The organism is Bradyrhizobium sp. IC3123, assembly GCF_020193625.1.
Taxonomy (GTDB): domain Bacteria; phylum Pseudomonadota; class Alphaproteobacteria; order Rhizobiales; family Xanthobacteraceae; genus Bradyrhizobium; species Bradyrhizobium yuanmingense.
This window is the reverse complement of sequence record NZ_JADYVF010000005.1, coordinates 44,784-66,343: the sequence shown is the minus strand read 5'-3', so window position 1 is coordinate 66,343 and position 21,560 is coordinate 44,784. Positions and strand designations below refer to the sequence as shown.

At 64.1% G+C, this 21,560-nt stretch carries 14 protein-coding genes; 6 read left to right on the top strand and 8 right to left on the bottom strand.

Annotated elements, in window-relative coordinates; all coding sequences use genetic code 11:
• The first annotated feature begins 12 nt into the window (after window positions 1-12).
• Window positions 13-771, top strand: coding sequence for an amino acid ABC transporter ATP-binding protein (locus tag I6F20_RS17905; RefSeq protein ID WP_036023225.1), 759 nt, complete (start codon window positions 13-15; stop codon window positions 769-771).
• A 168-nt stretch (window positions 772-939) separates the two neighbouring features.
• On the opposite strand, the gene I6F20_RS17900 is transcribed toward I6F20_RS17905, so the two are convergent.
• The 4 genes from I6F20_RS17900 to I6F20_RS17885 form a co-directional block, all read right to left on the bottom strand.
• Window positions 940-1,722 (bottom strand): sulfite exporter TauE/SafE family protein, encoded by a 783-nt coding sequence (locus tag I6F20_RS17900; RefSeq protein ID WP_036005848.1) that lies wholly within the window; start codon window positions 1,720-1,722, stop codon window positions 940-942.
• Window positions 1,723-1,942: 220 nt separating this feature from the next.
• A complete protein-coding gene (locus I6F20_RS17895; protein WP_036005846.1) occupies window positions 1,943-2,527 on the bottom strand; it encodes a DUF1254 domain-containing protein in 585 nt (194 codons plus the stop codon).
• Window positions 2,524-3,102 carry a DUF1214 domain-containing protein gene (locus tag I6F20_RS17890; protein WP_036005844.1) on the bottom strand — a complete coding sequence of 193 codons (579 nt, stop codon included), beginning with the start codon at window positions 3,100-3,102 and terminating at the stop codon, window positions 2,524-2,526. Before I6F20_RS17890 ends, I6F20_RS17895 begins: the two co-directional genes overlap by 4 nt.
• 10 nt (window positions 3,103-3,112) lie before the next feature.
• Window positions 3,113-5,401, bottom strand: a complete 2,289-nt coding sequence (locus I6F20_RS17885; RefSeq protein ID WP_128262607.1) for a transglycosylase domain-containing protein — start codon at window positions 5,399-5,401, stop codon at window positions 3,113-3,115.
• Window positions 5,402-5,694: 293 nt separating this feature from the next.
• Between I6F20_RS17885 and I6F20_RS17880 the strand changes: the two genes are divergently transcribed.
• From I6F20_RS17880 to I6F20_RS17860, 5 genes are all read left to right on the top strand, one after another.
• The gene (locus tag I6F20_RS17880; RefSeq protein WP_036042979.1) at window positions 5,695-6,204 is read left to right on the top strand and encodes a YcgN family cysteine cluster protein; all 510 of its coding nucleotides are present in this window, start codon (window positions 5,695-5,697) and stop codon (window positions 6,202-6,204) included.
• 137 nt (window positions 6,205-6,341) lie between these two features.
• On the top strand, window positions 6,342-7,475 hold the full coding sequence (locus tag I6F20_RS17875; protein ID WP_225127202.1) for a patatin-like phospholipase family protein: 1,134 nt from the start codon (window positions 6,342-6,344) through the stop codon (window positions 7,473-7,475).
• 11 nt (window positions 7,476-7,486) lie between these two features.
• Entirely contained in the window at window positions 7,487-9,508 is a 2,022-nt protein-coding gene (locus I6F20_RS17870; protein ID WP_081492903.1) for a S8 family peptidase, read from the top strand.
• Between the two features lie 11 nt (window positions 9,509-9,519).
• Window positions 9,520-10,842, top strand: coding sequence for a ComEC/Rec2 family competence protein (locus I6F20_RS17865; RefSeq protein WP_109144371.1), 1,323 nt, complete (start codon window positions 9,520-9,522; stop codon window positions 10,840-10,842).
• Between the two features lie 199 nt (window positions 10,843-11,041).
• On the top strand, window positions 11,042-12,625 hold the full coding sequence (locus I6F20_RS17860) for an MDR family MFS transporter (protein ID WP_109144370.1): 1,584 nt from the start codon (window positions 11,042-11,044) through the stop codon (window positions 12,623-12,625).
• Window position 12,626: 1 nt separating this feature from the next.
• Here the strand turns inward: I6F20_RS17860 and I6F20_RS17855 are convergent, their stop codons facing one another.
• From I6F20_RS17855 to I6F20_RS17840, 4 genes are all read right to left on the bottom strand, one after another.
• Entirely contained in the window at window positions 12,627-14,276 is a 1,650-nt protein-coding gene (locus I6F20_RS17855; protein WP_050995889.1) for an alpha/beta hydrolase, read from the bottom strand.
• A gap of 83 nt (window positions 14,277-14,359) precedes the next feature.
• Window positions 14,360-16,852, bottom strand: a complete 2,493-nt coding sequence (locus tag I6F20_RS17850) for a GAF domain-containing sensor histidine kinase (RefSeq protein ID WP_225127200.1) — start codon at window positions 16,850-16,852, stop codon at window positions 14,360-14,362.
• A 104-nt stretch (window positions 16,853-16,956) separates the two neighbouring features.
• Window positions 16,957-18,645 (bottom strand): thiamine pyrophosphate-requiring protein, encoded by a 1,689-nt coding sequence (locus I6F20_RS17845; protein ID WP_225127599.1) that lies wholly within the window; start codon window positions 18,643-18,645, stop codon window positions 16,957-16,959.
• Window positions 18,646-18,697: 52 nt separating this feature from the next.
• Window positions 18,698-21,526: an ATP-binding protein gene (locus I6F20_RS17840; protein WP_225127198.1), complete on the bottom strand. Its 2,829-nt coding sequence runs from the start codon at window positions 21,524-21,526 to the stop codon at window positions 18,698-18,700.
• Between the last annotated feature and the right edge of the window lie 34 nt (window positions 21,527-21,560).

Sequence of the window (21,560 nt, the reverse complement as noted above, 5' to 3'; positions counted from 1 at the left end):
TGGAGAGGAAAAATGCTTGAGTTCGCTGAGGGGAATCGGGCGTCCATCGTCACCGTTGAAAATTTGGTGAAGCGGTTCGGCCATTTCACGGCCCTGAACGACGTCAATCTCACGGTCGCGGTCGGCGAGAAGATCGTGCTGTGCGGCCCCTCCGGCTCGGGCAAGTCGACCTTGATCCGCTGCATCAACCACATCGAAAAGCACGATGCGGGGCGCATCGTCGTCGACGGCATCGAGCTGTCGGACCGGATGACCGACGTCAACGGCGTTCGTCGCGAGGTCGGCATGGTGTTCCAGAGCTTCAACCTGTTTCCGCACCTCTCGGTCGTCGAGAATTGCATGCTGGCGCCGATGAAGGTGCGGGGCCTGTCCCGCACTGATGCGCATGAGCGCGCGATCGGTCTGCTCCGCAAGGTGCGCATCCACGACCAGGCGAACAAATATCCGGGGCAGCTCTCCGGCGGCCAGCAGCAGCGCGTCGCCATCGCGCGGGCGCTGTGCATGCAGCCGAAGATCATGCTGTTCGACGAGCCGACCTCGGCGCTCGACCCGGAGATGGTCAAGGAGGTGCTCGACACCATGGTGGAGCTCGCGAAAGACGGCATGACCATGGTCTGCGTGACGCACGAGATGGGCTTTGCCCGCGAGATCGCGGACCGGGTGGTGTTCATGGATCGCGGCTCGATCGTCGAGGAAGCCGATCCCGAAACCTTCTTCCGCGCGCCGAGGACGGAGCGGGCGAGGGATTTCCTCGGCCAGATCATCCATTAAAGCGCGATGCGATTAGGATGAATCGTCATCGCGCATTAGGTTATTGTTTGAAGCATGATCTTTTCGGAAAACCGCTTCACACTTTTCCGGATCATGCTCTAGCGATCCGTCTCGATCTGCGAACCGATCGAGGGCGCATCGCCGGTTGCGGCATTGTTTCGAACCAGCCTACTCATGCCGCCAGATTCTCACCGCCGAAATGACCAGGATCACGGCCAATCCCGGCAGAAGAATCGAATTCGGGACGACGCCGAGAAGCAGGCCGCCTATGAATGTCCCGACGACCGACCCGATGGCCATTGCAAGCATGAACTGCCAATTCGCGCGGAGCACCGAAAAGCTCTGGTCGCGACTATAGCGCGCAAATCCCACCAGCATGGTCGGCAGGCTCACCGCGAGCGAGAGGCTGCCCGCGAGCTTCACGTCCGCGCCGAACAACAAGATCAGGGTGGGGATCAGGAATTCCCCTCCGGCAACGCCGAGCAACGATGCCACGATCCCGATCGCAAAGCCCGCTGCTATGCCCGCGACGATCAGGCTCACGCCTGTCAGCGCCGGTGGGGTTGCCGCCTCGTTGCCATGTGCGAACAGAAGCATGCCGGCGATCAGGAGCAGCAGGACGGCAATGATCCTGTAGAGCGTCCCGGACTCCAGACGCGTCGCCCAGGATGCCCCCGCATAGGCGCCGACGAGGCTGCCCGCCAGCAGGTTCAGGATGATCGGCCAATGGGCATGTATCTCCGCGAACGGAACGGCGCGTGCGCGAAACGGCAGTGCGCTCGCCACCACGATCAGGCTCGTCGCCTTGTTCAGAATCACGGCCTCGAGGCCGCGAAATCCGAACAGGCTGATGAGCAGGGGCAGCCGAAATTCTGCACCGCCGAGACCGATCAAGCCGCCCAGAGTGCCGATGATTGTGCCCGAGCCGAACGCGGCAGGATTGTTTCGCATGGACACGGAAAGATGCGCCAAAGACAACACCCGCGACGGACGGCTCCGTGCGGGTGTGATCAACTCTCGATGATGCCAGTATGCCCCTGTTTTGCCCGACGAGTCAAAGGTACGCAGGCGTCCCCGGCGGTATCGTTGCGGTCGGCGGAAGAGCGTAATGATTTCAACGCCCAGCTACTGTGCATGGGGTTGTTTTCGCACTTTTTGTTGGCGGCCGCGCTCACCGCCGGCTGCGCGGTGCCTCGGCCTTGGCCGGCGGCTCGGTCTGCGGGGCGCAGGTCGCAGCCTGGAGCGAGCCTTGCGCCTGCTGCATCAAGCCGGGCTCGGGCGCGAGCGCCTTCATCAGGATCAGGCCGGTCGTGGTCGGGGAATCGATGATCAGTCGGTCGGCCGCGGTGACCTCTTCGTCCTCCGGCAGCTCGCTATGCTGCGCTTCCGTCATCAGATCGAGCTCGATCACCTTGCGGCCCGCGGAGCGGTCGTTGATGGCGTAATAGGCGATCTCGTTGCGGGTGTAGAACGACACCGAGGTGTAGGCCTGGCTCACCGGCACGGTGAGCTTGATCGGCCCGCCAGACAGATCATAACGACAGATCGCCAGCGCGAAGGCCGGATCCATGAACGGCATCGGCGAATTGTTGGGATCGGCGAGGGGAAGCTGGGTGACGGCGTTCACCCTGGTCATCGGCGTCAGCCGCGAATAGGCATCCTGTGTGGCAATCCGCGGCAGCGCCAGCACGCTGACGAGATGGACCACGAGGCCCAGCACCACGCCGGCGACGACGGTGAAGACGAGCCGGATCATGAGCAGCCCACCGTGGTGATGCTCGGCATCGGCGCATCGCGCTGGGTGCGCGTTCCAACGCCGACCGGCGTGTCGTAGAGACGCAGCATCAAGGCGTAGCGCTCGATGCCGCCGGTCGGCAGCCAATTGCCGGCGCGCGAGCGCGAGGCGATCCGGATCTCGAACGAGCCGTCGGAGGAGCGCACGATCTCCTGGCTGGTGAAGCCGTAGCGCTGCAGCGAATTGGCGACGAGATGGCCTTTGCGGTCGTAGAGCGTCAGCGTCCAGAACCGCGCCGGCGGCGTCACGCCGGAGACGACCACGTCGCAGCGGCCGTCGAGCGCCTTCTTCCTGTCGTCGGTGGTGGCGGTGAAGGCGACACCGTCGCCGGTGCCGATCGGCAGCTCGCCGTTGCGGACGATGGTGGCGCGCGAATAGGGATCGACGTCGGCGGTGCCGGTGCGCGGCCGTGCCGTCCAGGGGCCGATGGTCAGCGCGCCGATCTCGGTGCCGCGCGTCGTGGTCATCCACGTCGCGCCGACGCCGACGACCGTCGCGAGAAGAAGCGCCGTCAATGTGGTCAGGATCAGCCGCACTTGCTTTCGATCAGTTCTTGCGCGGGGCAGAGGTGTTGGCGTTGTCTTCCGCATAGTTCTGCGGGAAGGCGAGCGCGCTCGTCGACGAGGACGGCCTGGCCGGCTTGCTGTCATTCGCCGTCGATTTGTTCGCGGCCTTTGCCGCATCATCCAGCAGCTTCTCGACCCGCACCAGGATGTCCGCGCCGCGCTTGGTCAGCACCGGCGGCGGACCGGGCTTGGTCTCCAGCACCTTCGGCGCCGCGTTGGCCTGCGCGTTGCTCACATGCTGCGGCGGCAGCTTCTGGCCCATGCCGATGCCGGGAATCTCCCGGACCTCCACGCCCTGATGCGCCACGAGCATGATGTCGTGCCAGGTCTGCGCCGGCAGCGAGCCGCCGGTCATGCGGTTGGTCGGCGAGTAATCGTCGTTGCCGTACCACACCGCGCAGGTGAAATTGCCGGTGAAGCCGACGAACCAGGCGTCGCGATAGGCATTGGTCGTGCCGGTCTTGCCCGCGGTCGGAATGCCGTCCAGCGCGGCGCGGCGCGCGGTGCCCTCGCTGACGACGTGGCTCATCATGCCCGCCATGTCGGCAGCGACGGAAGCCGGGATCGCCTGCCGCGGCTTCGGGCCGTCGCGGTCCCAGCGCCAGACCAGGTCGCCCGCGCCGGTGCGCACTTCCAGCACCGCATGCGGCGTCACCGCCTTGCCGCGATTGGGGAAGGTCGCGTATGCGACCGCGTGCTCGAGCACGTTGACCTCGTCCGAGCCGATCGGCAGCGACGGCGTGTCGGGCAGCGGCGCCTTGATGCCGAAGCGGCGCGCGACCTCGACGATCTTGGCGCGGCCGACCTTGGCGGGGTTCTGCGTCTTGGGCTCGTTCTTCCGGCCGATCTCGATCGACAGCTTCACCGGCACGACGTTGATCGAACGGGTGATCGCCTGCGTCAGCGTCACCGAGCCGGAATAGGAATGGCCATAATTCTGCGGGCACCAATTGCCGATGCAGACCGGGCCGTCGACCACGATCGAGTTGGGCGTGTAGCCGTTCAGCAGCGCGGTGGTGTAGACGTAGGGCTTGAACGAGGAGCCGGGCTGGCGATAGGCGTCGGTGGCGCGGTTGAACTGGCTGGCGCCGTAGTCGCGGCCGCCGACCATGGCGCGGATGCCGCCGTCGAGATCGGCGACGACGGTCGCGGCCTGCGTCGCGTGATAGTCGCGGCCGAACTGGCGCAGCTGGTTCTCGACAGCGTCTTCGGCCGCCTTCTGCACGTTGGCATCGATCGCGGTGCGCACCACGAAGACGCGCTCGGTGTAGGACTTCGGGAAGGTATCGACCAGCTTGCGCATCTCGTCGAAGGCGTAGTCGAGATAATAGTTCGGCGAGGCCTCGTCGCGGCGGTCGACCGCGAAGGCCGGGTTGCGGCGGGCGCCGAACACCTGGCCCTCGGTCATGAAGCCGGCATCGACGAGGTTGTCCAGCACGACGTTGGCGCGCGCGCGGGCGGCGGGCAGGTTGATGTGCGGGGCGTACTTGGTCGGCGCCTTGAACAGGCCGGCGAGCATCGCCGCTTCCGCCAGCGTCACGTCGCGCGCGGACTTGTTGAAGTAGAAATGCGCCGCGCCGTCGACGCCGAAGGTGCCGCCGCCCATATAGGCGCGGTCGAGATAGAGCTTGAGGATCTCGTTCTTGGTCAGGCGCCATTCCAGCCAGATCGCGAGGAAGGCCTCGTTGACCTTGCGTTCGATGGTGCGCTCGTTGCTCAGGAACAGGTTCTTGGCGAGCTGCTGGGTGATCGAGGAGCCGCCCTGGCGCACGCCGCCGGCTTGCGCGTTGGTGACGAGCGCGCGCGCGGTGCCGGCGATGTCGATGCCGAAATGCTCGTAGAAGCGGCGGTCCTCGGTCGCCAGCGTCGCCTTGATCAGCACGTCCGGAAAGTCTTCCAGCGGAATGGAGTCGTTGTGCTTGATGCCGCGGCTGCCGATCGGGTTGCCGTAGCGGTCGAGGAAGCTCACCGCGAGGTCGGACTTCTTCAGCCAGTCCTCGTCCGCGGTCTCGCGGAAGGCCGGAATGGCGAGGGCGAGCATCACGACGAGGCCGCCAAGCCCGAGGGTTGCGGCCTCCGAGAATGGCTCGATGAACACCCAGCGCTTCCACCGCCCGACATAGAAGCGGTCCATGAAGGTCGAGTAGCGCTCGTAGAGCTCGCGGATGCCCTTGGCCGAGGAGAACAGCGAGGAGTCGATGCGCGCATCGAGATCCAGGAAGAAATTCCGGATCCTCTGCTTCCAATGCGGTGGTATGATCTGGCGCACCTAGAACCCTTGCGGCTTGCTTCGAAACCGTTCAAGCACCCGGCCGGGGCGGCATCGAGACGTCTTGCGGGTATGTTGCGGCAAACCCAAGGCGCCCGGCCAGCATCCGAGGGACTTGCTGTTCCTTCTAGCCGAGCGGGGCTCATAAACCAATGGCCACGCTCGCTATTTTGAACAACAGGCCTAATTGACCCCCGGTTCATTACGGGCCTCAAAGGGGCCTCGCTTGCACCATTGCCGCCGCGCGCCCTAGATGGCGTTGCCGTAGCTCTTTCGAACTGTTGTTGAGGCGCATGACCGCAGCTCCCAAACGATCTCAAGGCCAGGAAGGATTCTTCTGGAAAACCAAGACGTTGGAACAGATGTCGGAGCGCGAGTGGGAAAGCCTGTGCGACGGCTGCGGCCGCTGCTGTCTGAACAAGCTCGAAGACGAGGATACCGGGCAGATCTACTTCACCCATATCGGCTGCAAGCTGCTCGACGGGACGAGCTGCGCCTGCAAGGACTATCCGAATCGTTCCGACAAGGTTCCGGACTGCGTCCGCCTGACCCCGGCCAATGTCCGCACCCTGAACTGGCTGCCGCCGAGCTGCGGCTACAAGCTCGTCGCCGAAGGGCGCGACCTCTATTGGTGGCATCCGCTGGTTTCGGGTGACCCCAACACCGTGCACGAAGCCGGCGTCTCCGTGCGCGGCCGCGTGGAGGGCAGCGAGGAGGAGGTCCCGGACGAGGAGCTCGAGGACCACATCGTGCAATGGCCGGCGACCTTGCCGAAGCGGGCGCGTCTGAAGAAGCGACCTTGAACAGCTGTGCGCAGCGGTCGCATGCAGATGCGCTTCACATTCAGGGGTTGAGGTGCTAAGCTGGTTGTAGATTCTGCTATGGCTATATTCAGGTTGTTTTGAATTGCTGAAGGTACCCTAGGATTTTTGGGGGCCCCATGATTTCCGATCCGGTTCACCCGATACCGACCGACGACGAGAACAAGCCGCTGGAACCAACCACTGCGCTCTGCCTTTCCGGCGGAGGATATCGCGCGATGGTGTTTCATGTCGGCGTCCTGTGGCGCCTATATGAAACAGGACTGCTGAAGAACGTCAGGCGCATATCGAGCGTTTCCGGCGGGTCGATCACTGCCGGCATGTTGGCGCTGGCGTGGCCGGGCCTCAGCTTCACACCCGACAGCGTCGACAGCGATTTCATTCCGAAATTCGTCGCGCCGTTGCGCGCCTTCGCCGGCATCACAATCGATGCCGAGTCGGTCATCCTGGGCGCGCTGTTACCAGGCAGCATCGGCGATCGGATTGCCGAGGCGTATGACGATCACCTGTTTCGCGGCAAAACTCTGCAGGATATGCCTGACGAGCCGCGCTTCGTGATCAATGCGACGAACGTGCAGTCAGGCGCGCTCTGGCGCTTCATGAAGCCCTATATGCGCGACTACCGCGTCGGCGAGGTGAAGAATCCAGAAATTCTGCTGGCGCAAGCCGTGGCGGCGTCCTCAGCTTTTCCTCCGGTCCTCTCTCCCTTCGAATTGCGCCTCAAGGACAGCGATTTCGTGCCCGGTACCGGGCTCGACCTGCAGCGGCCTCCATTTACAACGCGCGTCGTTCTCAGCGATGGCGGCGCCTACGACAATCTCGGCCTTGAGACCGCATGGAAGCGCCACCAGACCGTTCTGGTCAGCGACGCCGGCGGCAAGATCGAGGCTGAGGAGGAGCCGGAGACGGACTGGCCGCGGCATTCCTACCGGATCCTCAATCTGATCGACAATCAGGTGCGTTCGCTGCGCAAGCGCCAGGTCATCGACTCCTTCAAATCGGGAACGCGCAAGGGCGCCTATTGGGGCATCCGCACCGACATCGCGAATTACGGGCTGGCCGATGCTCTGCCGTGTCCTTTCGAGCGTACATTGCAACTTGCGGAAGTGCCGACACGTCTGAAGCGGTTGGACGCGACGACGCAGGAAAGACTGATCAACTGGGGCTACGCCGTGTGTGATGCAGCCCTGCGCAAGCATCTCGCGGCGGTCGGGCCGCCGCCCACCTTTCCCTATCCGGAGTCTGGTGTCTGAGGAAGACGACAATGGCGGACGACAAGGGGCGTAAGCGGCGTGCAAAACCGCAAAGCGGCACACCCAAGAGCCGCGGGCCGACTTGGCCGGTCTCGGCCGACGGAAGACCCAAGCAGTTCTCCGTTCCGCCCGAAGTGGTCGAACATATCCTCCTGGGTCCCCGCGACGACAGGCGCGTGCTGCAGGACTCGCCGCTGCTCGGCGATGTCTGGGCGGCTTACGCTCTCGATCCGGGCATCGCCCAGGACGTTCTGATTACGCCGCACAAGAATGCGACCGCGGTGAGCGTGGCCCGTACCATCGCAGGCGCGCTGAAAGTGCCGGTCGAATCTGCGCCGCCTGGCCGGCCTCCAACAAAGGCCAAGGTCGCCTATTTGCAGGGGCTCGTCGGTGCGCGGCTCTATTTCGACCAAGTGCTGCGCATCCTGGTGCCGCGGACACAATGGTGGCGCGAGCCGAAGGTGGCCGAAAGGATCGAAGGCGTGGATGCCGGCGATAATCAGGGGACGATCAAAAAGCTGCTCCAGCAAGGGCCGAAGAGATCCAACGCGCTGCGCGAACGCACATTGGACAATGCCACGTCGCTCCAAAGGTATATCGCGCTCGCCGGATTGATCTACTGGATTTGCAAGCTGGAACGTCCCGTCGGTTGGGACGAACCACTGGAGCCACTGACCTTTGAGCAGGCATTGGAACGATACCGGGACTATGCTGACGAGATTCTCTCCGGCATGTTCGCACTTTATGAAGTAGTCAAAGCGGACGAGAATGCTCGGCAGCAGAACGACGGCGTCGATACCAGGAGCGAGCCGGCGGAAGAGAGACCAACTTGTATTTTCCAGGTATCGCTCAACCGATCGGCCGTTCCCGCGCTCGATCGGTCGGTGCCAGCGGTCAAGGCCGACGCTGCGAGGTCGCTGTTCAACGTCCAGTGCAAGAACATCGTTTGGGCAGTTCTTGATTCCGGTATTCAAAACAATCACGACGCGTTCATGACGTCCGGCGAGAAGCCGACGTCGCGTGTCAGGAAAATCTTCGACTTCACGAATATTCGCGAGATCGTTAGCAGTGAGACGGGTGACGTCGATGCTCAAACCCGCGAAAAGCTGATCCGAACGTCCGGGCTCGCTGAAGCCGAGGTGGACGTCAATCTAGAGAAGATTGCCGAAGACTTCGAGAAGGAGCGCCCCATCAACTGGGCGACCGTCGAAAGGCTAATCACGGTCAAGAGGCCGGATCCAAACGACAAGTCTGAAAAGCTGCCCAGTTCGCACGGGACCCACGTTGCCGGAATCATCGGAGCGGACCAGAAGGACGGCAAATACGCTGGCGGCATGTGCCCGGACATCGGACTCTACGATTTCCGCGTGCTGGGTGCGAGCCTGGAGGAGACCGAGTTCGCCGTTATCGCTGCCATGCAGTACATCCGTTACGTCAACGAGCGGCACAACTACATCATGATTCACGGCGCGAATCTCAGCCTCTCAATTCCCCATAACGTGCGCAATTTTGCATGTGGGCGGACGCCGATTTGCAACGAATGCGAGCGTTTGGTCGAAAGCGGAGTGGTGGTCGTGGCCGCAGCGGGCAATCGCGGCTTTCAGAAATTCGAAACGAAGGACGGTCCGTTCGAAAATTACGCCGCCTTCAGTATCACCGATCCAGGAAACGCCGAGGGCGTCATCACGGTTGGATCGACCCACGGGAATTGGCCGCATACATACGGAATCAGCTTCTTCTCGAGCCGCGGTCCAACCGGCGACGGCCGCGCGAAGCCGGATCTCGTCGCGCCCGGTGAGCGAATTCTATCGACCGTTCCGAATGATGATTGGGCTCCGGAATCGGGCACCAGCATGGCGGCTCCCATGGTCAGTGGAGCCGCGGCGATGCTGCTCGCCCGATACGAAGAGCTGATCGGGCAGCCGCGTCGGGTCAAACGCATCCTGTGCGAGAGCGCGACGGATCTTGGCCGCGAGCGCAGCTTTCAGGGGCACGGCATGCTCGACGTGTTGCGGGCTCTTCAATCGATCTGAGGAGGAATGCGATGCATTTTAGCCTTGACGTCTTGCGTGCCCGCAAGGGCGATTGCCTGATCCTTCATTTCGGAACAGCTGACGATCCGCATCTGATGCTGATCGATGGAGGACCTGCCAAGGTCTATAAGCCACATCTGGCGCCGAGAATCGCGCAGATTCACCGTTCGCGCGAATTGGAGCCGAATGATCCCTTGCCGATAGACGTTGTGATGATCAGTCATATCGACGACGATCACATCAGGGGCATTCTCGAACTAACGGCGGATCAGCTGGGCAACAGTCCCGATCTCCGTCTGAAGGTCGCCAGCCTGTGGCACAACAGCTTTGACGATCTGCTTACGACTGCGCCTGAAGAACTGTTGTCCGGATTTGGGCCGGCGTCATTCGAGGCAGGCACTGCGCGCAGGCCGGATTTTGACGCAATCGAGCCCGACGAAGAATCCGACGAGGAAGAGGTGCATCAGACGGTGGATGTTCTCGCCGGCATTTCGCAAGGCCGTCAATTGCGTGATGATCGGGAAGTCTTGCAACGTCGGTCGCCGGCACGTCGGCAATGGAAACTGAACCACAAATTCGACGGCGAGCTGATCGTCGCAACCGAGGATACGGAAGCGGTGACGTTGGATGGCGGCCTCAAGATGACCGTGGCCGGACCGATGCAGCCGGAATTGATGGCCCTTCAGGAGGCCCACGATAAATGGCTGCGGGAGCAAAAGCAGGGGAAGAAAAGCCCGGAAGCAATGCTGGCGGCATTCGTCGACAAGTCGGTGCCCAATCTCTCCAGCATCGTCGTTTTGGCTGAAATGGGCGGCAAGAGCATGCTGCTGACCGGCGACGCGCGTGGCGACAAGGTCTTGGAGGGACTTGAGCTAGCCAGGTTGCTCGCCCCCGGAAAGACGCGCCACGTCAATCTTCTCAAGGTGCCGCACCACGGCAGCGACAACAATATGGAGACGATCTTCTTCGAACGTCTGCCTGCCGATCACTACGTCTTCTCAGGCGATGGCGAGCACGGTAACCCCGAACGAGCGACCCTGGAAATGCTGCTGAAAGCACGGGGCGTCGACGCCGAATACACAATCCACCTGACCTATCCGATTGACGAGATCGATATCGAGCGCCAAGCCGACTGGGAAAAGGAGCAGGCGAAGGAAAAGGCGCGCAAGAAGAAGAATCCGGCAACCAAGAAGCCGGTTCGAGAAAATTGGTCGCCGGAAAAGCACAGCCTCGGCGCTCTGTTCCGGAGCAATCCCAAGTTCGGCAAGAAAGTGGTCATCGTTGATCCCGGCAAACCGCATCTGATCAACTTGCTGGACCCGATCGAGCTTTAGTGGGCTGGGGGGCGCTCAGGCTCCAAGTAGTACCTCAATACGGCGCCGCTCCGCCTGTCGATCACGGAGCCGCGAGGATGCGTCGGCGGGATGCACCCATGCGTCGCGGTGCCTGCCTGGGAAGAAATTTCCCCTCTACATTGGGCTGCATAGTACGAATCCTTCGCGGTGTTGCACCGCGTCACGACGCCCGATCGAGATGAACAAGTTCGACCGGCAGAGCGATTCTGCCGACATCCAGGCCTTGCCCGACGACATTGCCGAAGAGCTGTCCCGCCTGCCGAGCGAGGTCATCAGCGTCGACGACGCGCCCTCGATCGCCCCGCCGGTGCCGCTGAGCTCCGACGAGGTCCGCACCATCGTCATCAGCCTGATGCTGACGATGTTCCTGGCCGCGCTCGACCAGACCATCGTGGCGACGGCGCTGCCGACCATCGGACGCCAGTTCCAGGACGTCTCCAATCTGTCCTGGGTGATCACCGCCTATCTGCTCGCCTCGACTGCGGTTGCGCCGGTGTTCGGCACGCTCAGCGACATCTACGGCCGCCGCGTCATGATCATCATCTCGCTCAGCCTGTTCGTCGCGGGCTCGGTGCTGTGCGCGATCGCGCCGAACATGCCGATGCTGATCCTGGCACGCGGGCTTCAGGGCCTCGGCGGCGGCGGCATCATGCCGGTGGTGCAGACCGTGATCTCCGACGTGGTGAGCCCGCGCGAGCGCGGGCAGTACCAGGCCTATTTCTCGAGCGTCTGGATGGTCGGCGGCATCCTCGGCCCGGTCATCGGCGGCGTGTTCGCGGAGCATCTGCACTGGTCGATGATCTTCTGGATCAACCTGCCGCTTGCGGCCGCAGCACTCGCATTGCTGCTGCCAAAGATGAAGAAGATCCCGGTGTTCCACCGCAAGCGCAAGGTCGACTGGCTCGGCGGCCTCTTGCTGATGGCGTCCGCCGTGGTCTTCATGCTGGTGCTGACCTGGGGCGGGACGCGCTATGCTTGGCTTTCGCCGACGGTGCTGGCGATGGTGGGCGGTGCCGTCGCGCTCGCGGTGACCTTCGTGTGGCACGCCCGGCGGGCCGACGAGCCGTTCTTGCCGCTGCCCTTGTTGACGGGATCGGTGGCGCCGTTCGCGCTGACCGCGGGCGGCTGCGGCCTCGGGGCGATCACCGGCCTGACCGTGCAGCTGCCGCTCTATTACGAGCAGGTCTATCATCTCACCGCCAGCGAGGCGGGGCTTGCGCTGATCCCGCTCGCGGCGGTCTCGACCGTCGGCGCGGCCGTCGCCGGCCGCACCATGGCTCGGGCCAAGCACTACAAGCGCGTCGCCATCGTCGGCACGTCATGGGCCGCGCTGTGCGGTCTCGTTCTCACGGTCACCACCTTGCCGCTCTGGGGCCTGCTGCTGCTGATGGCCGCATTCGCGCTGGGACTCGGCACGACTTTTCCGGTGTGCGTGGTCTCGCTGCAGAATTCGGTGGCGCGTCCGCAAGTCGGCACCATCACCGGCGCGATGAACTTCTTCCGCTCGCTGATGTCCTCGTTCACGGTGGCGGCCTTCGCCGCGATCCTGCTCATCGCGCTCGGCACCGACGTCCCGCTCGCCGGCGAGCATCACGCCGCGGGCGCCGTCGCGATACCCGCCGACGACATGCGGCACGCCTTCCGCTACGTGTTCGGCGCCGCCACCGCGCTGATGACGATCGCTGCGCTGTGCCTGATCGCGATGGAGGAGCGGCCGCTGGCTGGACCGTCGGCCAAGCAGCCCGTGGAGATGGCCGAGTAGGCTAGCCGCCTCGATCGGCGTAAGGCTCGTTTGCGACATTGCCCTCGGCGGCCTTTCGCGCCGCCGCTGCAAGATGGGTCTTGAGCTGCGCCAGCGCGTCGGGGGACCAATCATGGACATCGGTGACGGCGACCCAGGCATCGACGTAATGTTCGGGCGCATAGACATGGCCAAAGCCCATCGGCGTATTGGTCGCGACCGCCATGTCGAGGGCGAGCTGCAGCATCGTCACGACTGGATACCATCGCAGCTCCGGTGACACATCCGGCCCGCGCGGCGCCGTCATCCAGTCAGGGGCCCGATAGGCGTCGTGATAGGCGAAGAAGGTGATCGCGTCGCTCGCATATTGCAGATAGACGACGCGCATCGGACCCCAGGGCGCATCTGCCGGCACCGTCGGTCCATTCTGGTTCATGAAGCGCACGAAGCGGCCGTCGCGGAATTCCGGCAGCCAGGCCGGCGTGCCCGGATTGCGGTTTGCCGTGATCGAGCGCCAGATGCGACTTTCGAACGGCGCGCCGCTCAAAAGTGCGCCCGCAATCGGATCGCCGATCATCTCAAACAGCTCTGCGGATTTTTCCGAGTTCATCGCGCCGAGGCTCAGTCCGTGCAGGTACAGCTTCGGCCGCCGGTTCTTCGGCAGCGTCGCCCAGTAGCCGTAGATTTCCGAAAACAGGGCGCGCGCCGCCTCTGCACCGGATTCGGGCTGAAACAGCAGCGTCAGCGGACTGTTGAGATAGGAATACTGCATCGCGACACTGGCGACGTCGCCATGGTGGAGATATTCGACGGTGTCCATCGCGGCAGGGTCGATCCAGCCGGTTCCGGTCGGCGTAACGACGATGAGTGTGTCGCGTTCAAACCCGTGCTGCCGCTTGAGCTCGTCGAGCGCAAGCCGGGCGCGCGCTTGCGCCGTCTCGGCGCCGCCAAGGCCGACATAGACCCGCACGGGCTCCAGCGCGGGCCTTCCTGTAATGGCGCTGATCTCCGTTGCGGTCGGCCCCGAGGCAATAAATCTGCGCCCCATGCGTCCAAGCTGCGTCCACTTCACCAGCGAGGCGGCACTTCCCGTTCGTTCGGGCGCGGTCGGCTGCGGCCGCTCGGGCTCGAGCAAGGCGTCGACTTCGCGAAAGGACACATCGAGCGCGTTGAACGCCGTGCGGATCAGGACATTGCTGGCGATTGACCAAAACAACAGGCCCGCGGCGAGCACGCCGATGACGTTCGCGATCCTCCGCGGAATGACGCGCCTCGCACGCGCGGCGATGAGGCGCACGGCAAGCGCGAACAGCCGCGCCAGCACCAGCAGCACGACGAACGTCATCACGGCGATGGCGCAGACCTTGAGCGGATGGGCGGTCTCGACTGGCGCCATCTTCATCACGGTGCGGATCGAGTTCTGCCATCCGGCCGCCCGCCACAGAAAAACAATGACGACGAGCAGGCAGGCGGCCGCCACCAGCGCGTTTGCGGTCGATCTCAGGCGCGCCGGCGGCTCGGGCAATTCCAGATAGTGCCACAGCCAGCGCCAGACGTTGCCGGCGAGATAGCCGATCCCGAAGCAGGCGCCGGCGATGGCGCCCTGCGTGAGATAGCTCCGCGGGATCAGCGTCGGCGTCAGCGCGGCTGCGAAGAACAGGGCACCGAGCATGAGGCCGACGCCGGAGAACGACAGCAATTGCCGCTGAATGAGCCACGCCAGTTTGCCGAAAGCACCCACCGCGCGATTCAACCTCAGCTATTGCCTGACAGACCACTCTTGCGCGGCAGCACGATCGTGAATTCAGTAAACTTGCCCGGCTCGGTCGCGACGTCGATCGTGCCGCCGTGCTGCTTCACGACGATGTCGTGGGTCATCGACAGCCCGAGGCCGGTGCCTTCGCCGGCTGGCTTGGTGGTGAAGAACGGATTGAACATTTTCTCCTTCACATCGTCGGCAATGCCGGTGCCGTTGTCGCGGATCGTGATCTCGACGTCATCGCCGCGATCGCGCGTCGCGGCGGTCACAATCGGCTCGTAACCGGCGGCACCGTCGGCCTTGCGCCTGATGACCGCGTGGAAGCCGTTCGAGATCAGGTTCAGGAGCACGCGGGTGATTTCCTGCGGAAACACTTCGGCCTGTCCGGCCGCTGGATCGAGCGCGCGCTTCAGCGTCACGTGGAATCCGGGCTTCTCGGCGCGTGCGCCGTGATAGGCGAGATTCAGGCTCTCCTCGACCAATGCATTGATGTCGCTCAGCCCATGCTCGCCGCCGCCTTCGCGCGAATGCAGCAGCATGTTCTTGACGATGGAATCGGCGCGGCGGCCGTGCTGCACGATCTTGCCGAGGTTGTCCTGCAGAAGCCCCGTCAGCTCGTCGACCTCGCCGCGGACGTTCTCGGGGAGCGGGACTGGCGCGAGCACCCCGTTCAGCTCCTCGGTCAGCTCGGCAGACAGCGAGGCGAAATTGTTGACGAAGTTGAGCGGGTTCTTGATCTCGTGCGCGATGCCGGCCGTGAGCTGGCCCAGTGACGCCAGCTTCTCGGTCTGGATCAGGCGGTCCTGCGCGGCGCGGAGATCATCGAGCGATCTGGCGAGCTCGCTGGTGCGGTCCTGAACCTCGTTGAACAGGCGCGTGTTCTCGACCGCGATCACGGCCTGGTCGGCAAAGGTCTTGAGCAGGTTGATGGCTTTGTCCGGAAAATAACCGGGCTCCCGCCGCGTGACGGCGATGGTGCCGATCGCAAGGCCATCGCGCAGCATCGGCACCACGAGGATGCTGCGATAACCGCGTGTTCGCGCCAGCTCCTTCATGGCCTCGGTAAGATCAGGCTCGTTCTGCATGTCGCTGCGGAAGGCATACTCGCCGCTGCTCGCCACCCGGCTGTGAATGCCCGATGAGGACAGCGGCGTCGGAAATGAGTTCAGCAGATCCGCATTGCCGGCCTCATTGTCGGTCGTGAAGGCGGCCAGATGCAGCATGCCGTCGACGACGCGGGTGACGGTGGAGGAGTGCGCTCCGATCAGCGCCTTGGCGCTGTCGGAAATGGCCTGGAACACCGGCGTGACATCGGACGGTGAAGCCGCGATCACCTTGAGAATGTCGGCAGTCGCAGTCTGACGTTCCAGTGCTTCCTTGGTCGCGTTGAACAGGCTGACATTCTTGATCGCGATCACGGCCTGGTCGGCGAAGGTCTGCAGCAGGCGCACATGATGCTCGGCGAAGTTGCCGGTCGCGCGTCGCGTCGCGGTGATGATGCCGATGGCTTCGCCTTCGCTCATCAGAGGCGCGAACAGCATGCTGCGATAGCCGCGGGCCCGCGCGATGTCGCGCGCGGCCGGCTCGACCTCGGTGTCGGGCAATTGCGCCGCGGTACCATTGGCCACGAGCTGATAGGGCGGGAATTGTGCGAACGGCACCGGGAACGAGGCCTGGAGCACGCGGTCGCCCGCGGGATCCGTCGGGGTGAATGCCGCAAGGTGCACGGCGCCGTCGACATAACGCAGCACCGCGGTGGAGAAGCCGCCGATCAGCCGGTTGGCGTTGGTGGCGATGGCCTCGAATACCGGCTGCACGTCGGACGGGGAGGCCGCCATCACCTTCAGGATATCGGCCGTCGCGGTCTGGCGTTCCAGCGCCTCCTTCGTCTCGTTGAAAAGGCGCGCGTTCTCGATCGCGATCACGGCCTGGTCGGCGAAAGTCTGCAGCAGCTGGACGAGGTCGGGCGCGAATGATCCTGGCTCGGCGCGGGTGACGCTGATCATGCCGACCGGCGCGCCCCGGTTCATCAGCGGCATGAATAGCACACTGCGGAAGCCGCGCAGCCGCGCCAGCTCCCGGTTCAGTTCAGGGACGTCGGCCGCCTCGCTGTCGGGAAACTGGATCGTCTGGCCCTCCCGCACGAGGCCAAAAGTCGGGAAGTCCGCGATCTTGCGCGGGAACGACGCCTTGAGCCCCGCGTCCGCCTCCGGATTGGTCGGCGTGAACGCCACGAGGTGAAGCTCGTCGCCGATGAACTGAAGCACGGTGGCGGAGAAGCCGCCGAGCAGGCGCTTTGCGCTGGCGGCGACCGCCGTAAAGACCGGCCGCGCATCGGACGGCGAGGCCGCGATGGTACGCAGGATCTCGGCGCTGGCGCTCTGGCGATCCCGAGCCGTCGCAAGCTCGGCCCGCAGCTGCGCAATCTCGGCGGCGGCCGACCGCAATCGGCGCTCGAGTTCCTCGATTTCCTGCAAAACGGTCGTCATTCCCGGTCCAGCTTGATGCCGCGGCGTGCGCGGCACCGGGCCGGATTATCACAACTTCTGCGGCCGGAGCCAGCGCCTTGCAGCCGTGCCCGCACCGGCTCCGCTCACGTGCCGGGCCGCGACACCTCGGTCTCCTTGGCTGTGATGAACTCCAGCAGCACCGGCACGCCTTCCCTCGTCTTCGCGATGCCGCGCTTGATCGCGGGCACGATGTCCTCCGGCCGCGTCACCCGCTCTCCGTAGCCGCCGAAGGCGCGGGCCATCGCGGCGTAGTCGCCGGAAATGTCGGTCGAACGATATTTTTCGGTCGAGATCGGCATCACCTTCAGCTCGATCGCCATCGAGAAATTGTTGAGCAGGATCGACATGATCGGGATGCGCTCGCGCACCGCGGTCTCGAAATCCATGCCGGTGAAGCCGATCGCAGCATCGCCCCAGACGTTGATGCAGAGCTTGTCGGGCTTTGCCAGCTTGGCGCCCATCGCAAGACCGAGGCCGTAACCAAGCTGCGTGGTTTTGCCCCAGCCGAGATAGGTGAGGGGCTCGACCGATCGCCAGAACGGCGAGAGCTGGTCGCGCGGGCTGCCGGCATCGTGGGTGATGATCGTATTCTCGATGTCCACGGTGTGCTGGAGATCCCACAGCACGCGGTAGGGGCTGAGCGGCGCGTCATTGCTGGTCAGCTTCGGCATCCATTTCGCCAGCCATTCCTTGTGCGAGGCTGCGATCTCGGCCGCGACGGCGGATGCATCGCGATCCGCGGTGACGGTCTTGCTGATCTCCTCCAGCAGCGCGTCGAGCACGAGGCCGGCATCGCCGACCAGGCCGATCTTCGCTTCGACGTCCTTGTTGAGATGATTGGGATCGAGCGTCGAATGAATGATGGTCTTTCCCTTCGGCATCGCGATGCCGAAATTGGTCTCGGTGAAGGAGCAGCCGATGCCGAAAATGACGTCGGCCTCGGCCAGAAACTTCGGCACCGCGCGCGGCACTGCAAGGCCGCCGGAGCCGAGCGACAGCGGATGCGTCTCCGGAAACGATGATTTGCCGCCCAAGCTGGTGGTGACGGGTATCGCCAATCGCTCGGCGAGCCGTTTCAGCTGCGGCCAGGCCTGCGCGTAATGCACGCCCTGGCCGGCATAGATCACCGGCCGTTTTGCGTTCACCAGCAGACTGGCGGCTTCCGTGACGTGAACGGGGTCGGCGCCGTAGCGGGTGCGCAACACCGGCGTGTAGTTCAGCGGCTCCGCCACTTCCTCGTTCCACATGTCCGAGGGGATCTCGACGATGACGGGCCCGCCGCGGCCGTTCTTCAGCTTGGTGAAGGCGCGGCGGAAGATGTTGACGACTTCGCTCGCGAGGATGATCGGCTCGGACGATTTCGCGAACGGCTTCGTCGCCTCGCTGGAATTGAAGTTCGGCTCGATATGCGCCAGCCTTCGCTGATAGCCCATCGGCAGCACCAGCACGGGAACGGATTCGCCGAAGCACTGCGCCACGCCGCCCATCGCATTCTCCGCGCCCGGCCCGTGCTGCATGCAGAAGGCGCCGATGCTGCGCCCCGACGTCACCCGCGAGATGGCGTCCGCCATGTGGATGCCGACGCGCTCCTGCCGCACCATCACGGGGCGGATCTCGGCCTTGGCTGCGTGCTCGATGAGATGGTTGACCGGATAGCCGCAAAGGATCTCGATCCCCTCGCGCCTCATGATTTCCGCAATGGCGGTGCCGAGCTTCATGGCGTCTCTCTCCCTGGCAAGGCCGGTTGATCCGGCTTGTTGGGAGGAGAGGATCAGGAATTTCCGGGAGCGTAAAGCGCGGGCAGCGAGCGCGGCGGTAGGCCAGCTATGCGTCGCCAGCGTGTACCGGCTCCATCCTGCGATGGTCGCTGCAGCCGCTCGCGGTCGGCTGCAGCAGGCGCTGGGCCGCAAGCAGATCCGGTGTCCCGAACCCCTCGGTGAACTCGTGATAGATCGGCGAGAGCAGCCGGACAGCCTTGGATCTGCGGTCGGTGGCGATCCAATGTGCCGCGAGATCGGTCGCGATCCGCAATTGGAACGTCAGCGCGCCTATCCTGCGCGCTTCCGCGAGCGCTTGCTGAAACCGCTTTTCGGCGCGCAGCGGCTCGCCGGTGTGGAGAAGGATCGCGGCGTCAACTCTCTGGAGCTCCGGACGGCACCAGCGCTCGCCTTGGCGTTCCTGATGCTCGATCGCCCGCGTGATGGCTTCTTGCGCCTCCGCGATCCGCCCTTGCCTCAGATAGGCGCGGGCGAGGACCGCGAGATAGCTGCCGATCCGCATCAAGAACCGGCATTCTGTCAGTTCGTCGATCGCGGCTCGAATATCCTCCACCGCGCGTGGATCGCCCCGCAGGTCGCGAAGGCATGCGGAGAAATAGCGCTCGACCGGAACCCAGCGTGAGATGCGCTCGCGTTCAAGGTTGCGACGCAATCGCTCAGTGTAGCTCGCGAGCGCGTCAAGATTGCCGGTTTCGAGCGCAACGGGAAGGGCGGCGAGCCCAAATGCGTTCGACTGTGACACCCAATGGCCGCTGCGGTCCGCGGCATCGATGGCGTCCTTGGCGAGCCTCGCCGCGTAGTCCGCTTGCCCTTGCATCCACGCGACGAAGGGCAGATTGAAGCGGACGGTGATGAACCGATAGACTTCGTTCGCGTCCTTGCGCGAACGCCCTTCGGCCAGCGAGTAGGTCGCTGCAAGACGGTCGAGAACAGGGCGGCTCCTGCTCAATTCGCCGGCAAAAGCGCGAGCCCAGGCCAGCGCGCGATCGGCTTCGGACGTCGCCGTCAGATCGCGATCGCGGTCGGCGAGCTCAGTGGCCTCTTCAAGATAAGATATGGCGCGCTCGACCTGGCCGATCTGCAGCAGGTAGAAGCCGAACCCGACCAGCGCCCGCTGCTGATATTCGATGTTGCCGGCCCGCTTTGCAAAGAGGATGGCATCGAGCCAGGCAATCTCGTTCTCATTCGACATCTTGCGGGCGTAGAAGAGGCTCCACCCAAGGGCGCAGGCGAGTTTTGTCTTCGACAGATCGTCGCACGGGACGGTCTTGGCCAATGCGAGCGCGTCCGCATACCGCGCCTGCGCTTCCGACAGGATCGACGTCTCCGACCACAAGGTGATCGCCGCAACCGTGAGCCTGATCCCGAGTACGGCATCGCCGTGCTCGCCGAACGCCCATGAAAGAGCGGCGCGCAAGTCGGCGATGCGGCCAAGGTAACGCTGGGTCCAATCGGCCGGCTCGCGCCAGTTCCACTCCTCCTCGGACTGCTCGAACAGCGTGAGGACACGTTGCGCATGACGGCGCAGCGCCTGGTCGCAGGCAGGATCGGCCCGGCGCCGCTCGCTCGCATAGCGGCATGTGCTGTCGAGCAGGCGATAGCGCAGGCTCGCGCCATGTGCCTGCGCGCTCAGGAGCGATTTGGCAACGAGACTGCCGAGGCCGGTGACGACGTCGACCGGCGTGAGCCCTGCCGCTTCGGCGACGAAGACCGCGTCCTCGACCTCGAATGCGTCGCTGAACACCGAGAGCAGGCCGAACAGTCTGGCTTCCCGCTGCGACAGCAGTCTGAAGCTCCAGTCGATCGTCGCCATCAGCGTTTCATGACGCGGCGGCGCGCCATCGGCGGCGGGGGCACGAAAACCCAAATTCTGGTCGAGCAACTCCACCAATTGGTGAGGATTGAACCTGCCGATCTGGGCTGCCGCCAATTCGATGGCCAGCGGGAGGCCGTCGAGCGAGTGGCAGATTGCGGCAACGGCCTCGCAATCATCATCGACGAATTGGTAGTCCGCCCATTCGGCGGCGCGGCTGACGAACAATTGCACTGCCGGAAACCTGACGGCTTGATCTGGGGTCAGGGCGTGGCCGGGTTTGGGTGAGACCAGGGAGCCGAGCCGGACGACGTGCTCGGTGGCGGTGCCGAGCGGTTCGCGGCTCGTCGCAAGCAGCTTGGACGGCGATGCCTCCGCCATGAACCTGCCGGCGAAGATCGTTGCGGCTGGCAGGACGTGCTCGCAATTGTCCAGAATGACCAGCATCTGCCGCGGTTTCAGATAGTCGATGGCCGCAGCCAGGCTGTTGTCCGGATTGCCCCTGATGCCCAATGCCGTCACCAGTGCGGCGCCGAACAGCGTCGGGTCGGAGATCGTTGCGAGATCGACGAAGCACACGCCGTCGCGGCACTGTGGCGCAAACGCCTGGGCTACAGCCAAGGCAACCGTCGTCTTGCCGATTCCTCCGGCGCCCGCCAGGGTCACGTGCCTGTTGCCGGTCAACAGACCGGTAATTTCGTCGATTTCCGCTTCACGACCAACGATGCCGCGCAGCAATGGCGGACTGGACGAGGGGAGCGGTTCGGCGAGCGCAAGATCGTCGTCGATCTCGCCGATGCTGATCTGCACCTGCGCGATGAACTTGTATCCACGGCGCGCCACGGTCGCGATGTAGAGGGGCTCGATCTGGGTGTCTCCCAGCGAACGCCGCAAGCTCCACATGTTGACCTTGAGATTGCTGTCGTGGAGGAAGGTGCCGGGCCAGGCGGCCGCCATCAGCTCAGTCTTGCTGACCAGCTCGCCGCAGCGCTGCACCAGCAGCTGCAAAAGCTCGAATGCACGTCCACCCAGCTTGACGGGGCGCCCTTTGAGAAGGAGCAACTGGCGGCTGGGGATCAGTCGAAATGGGCCGAAG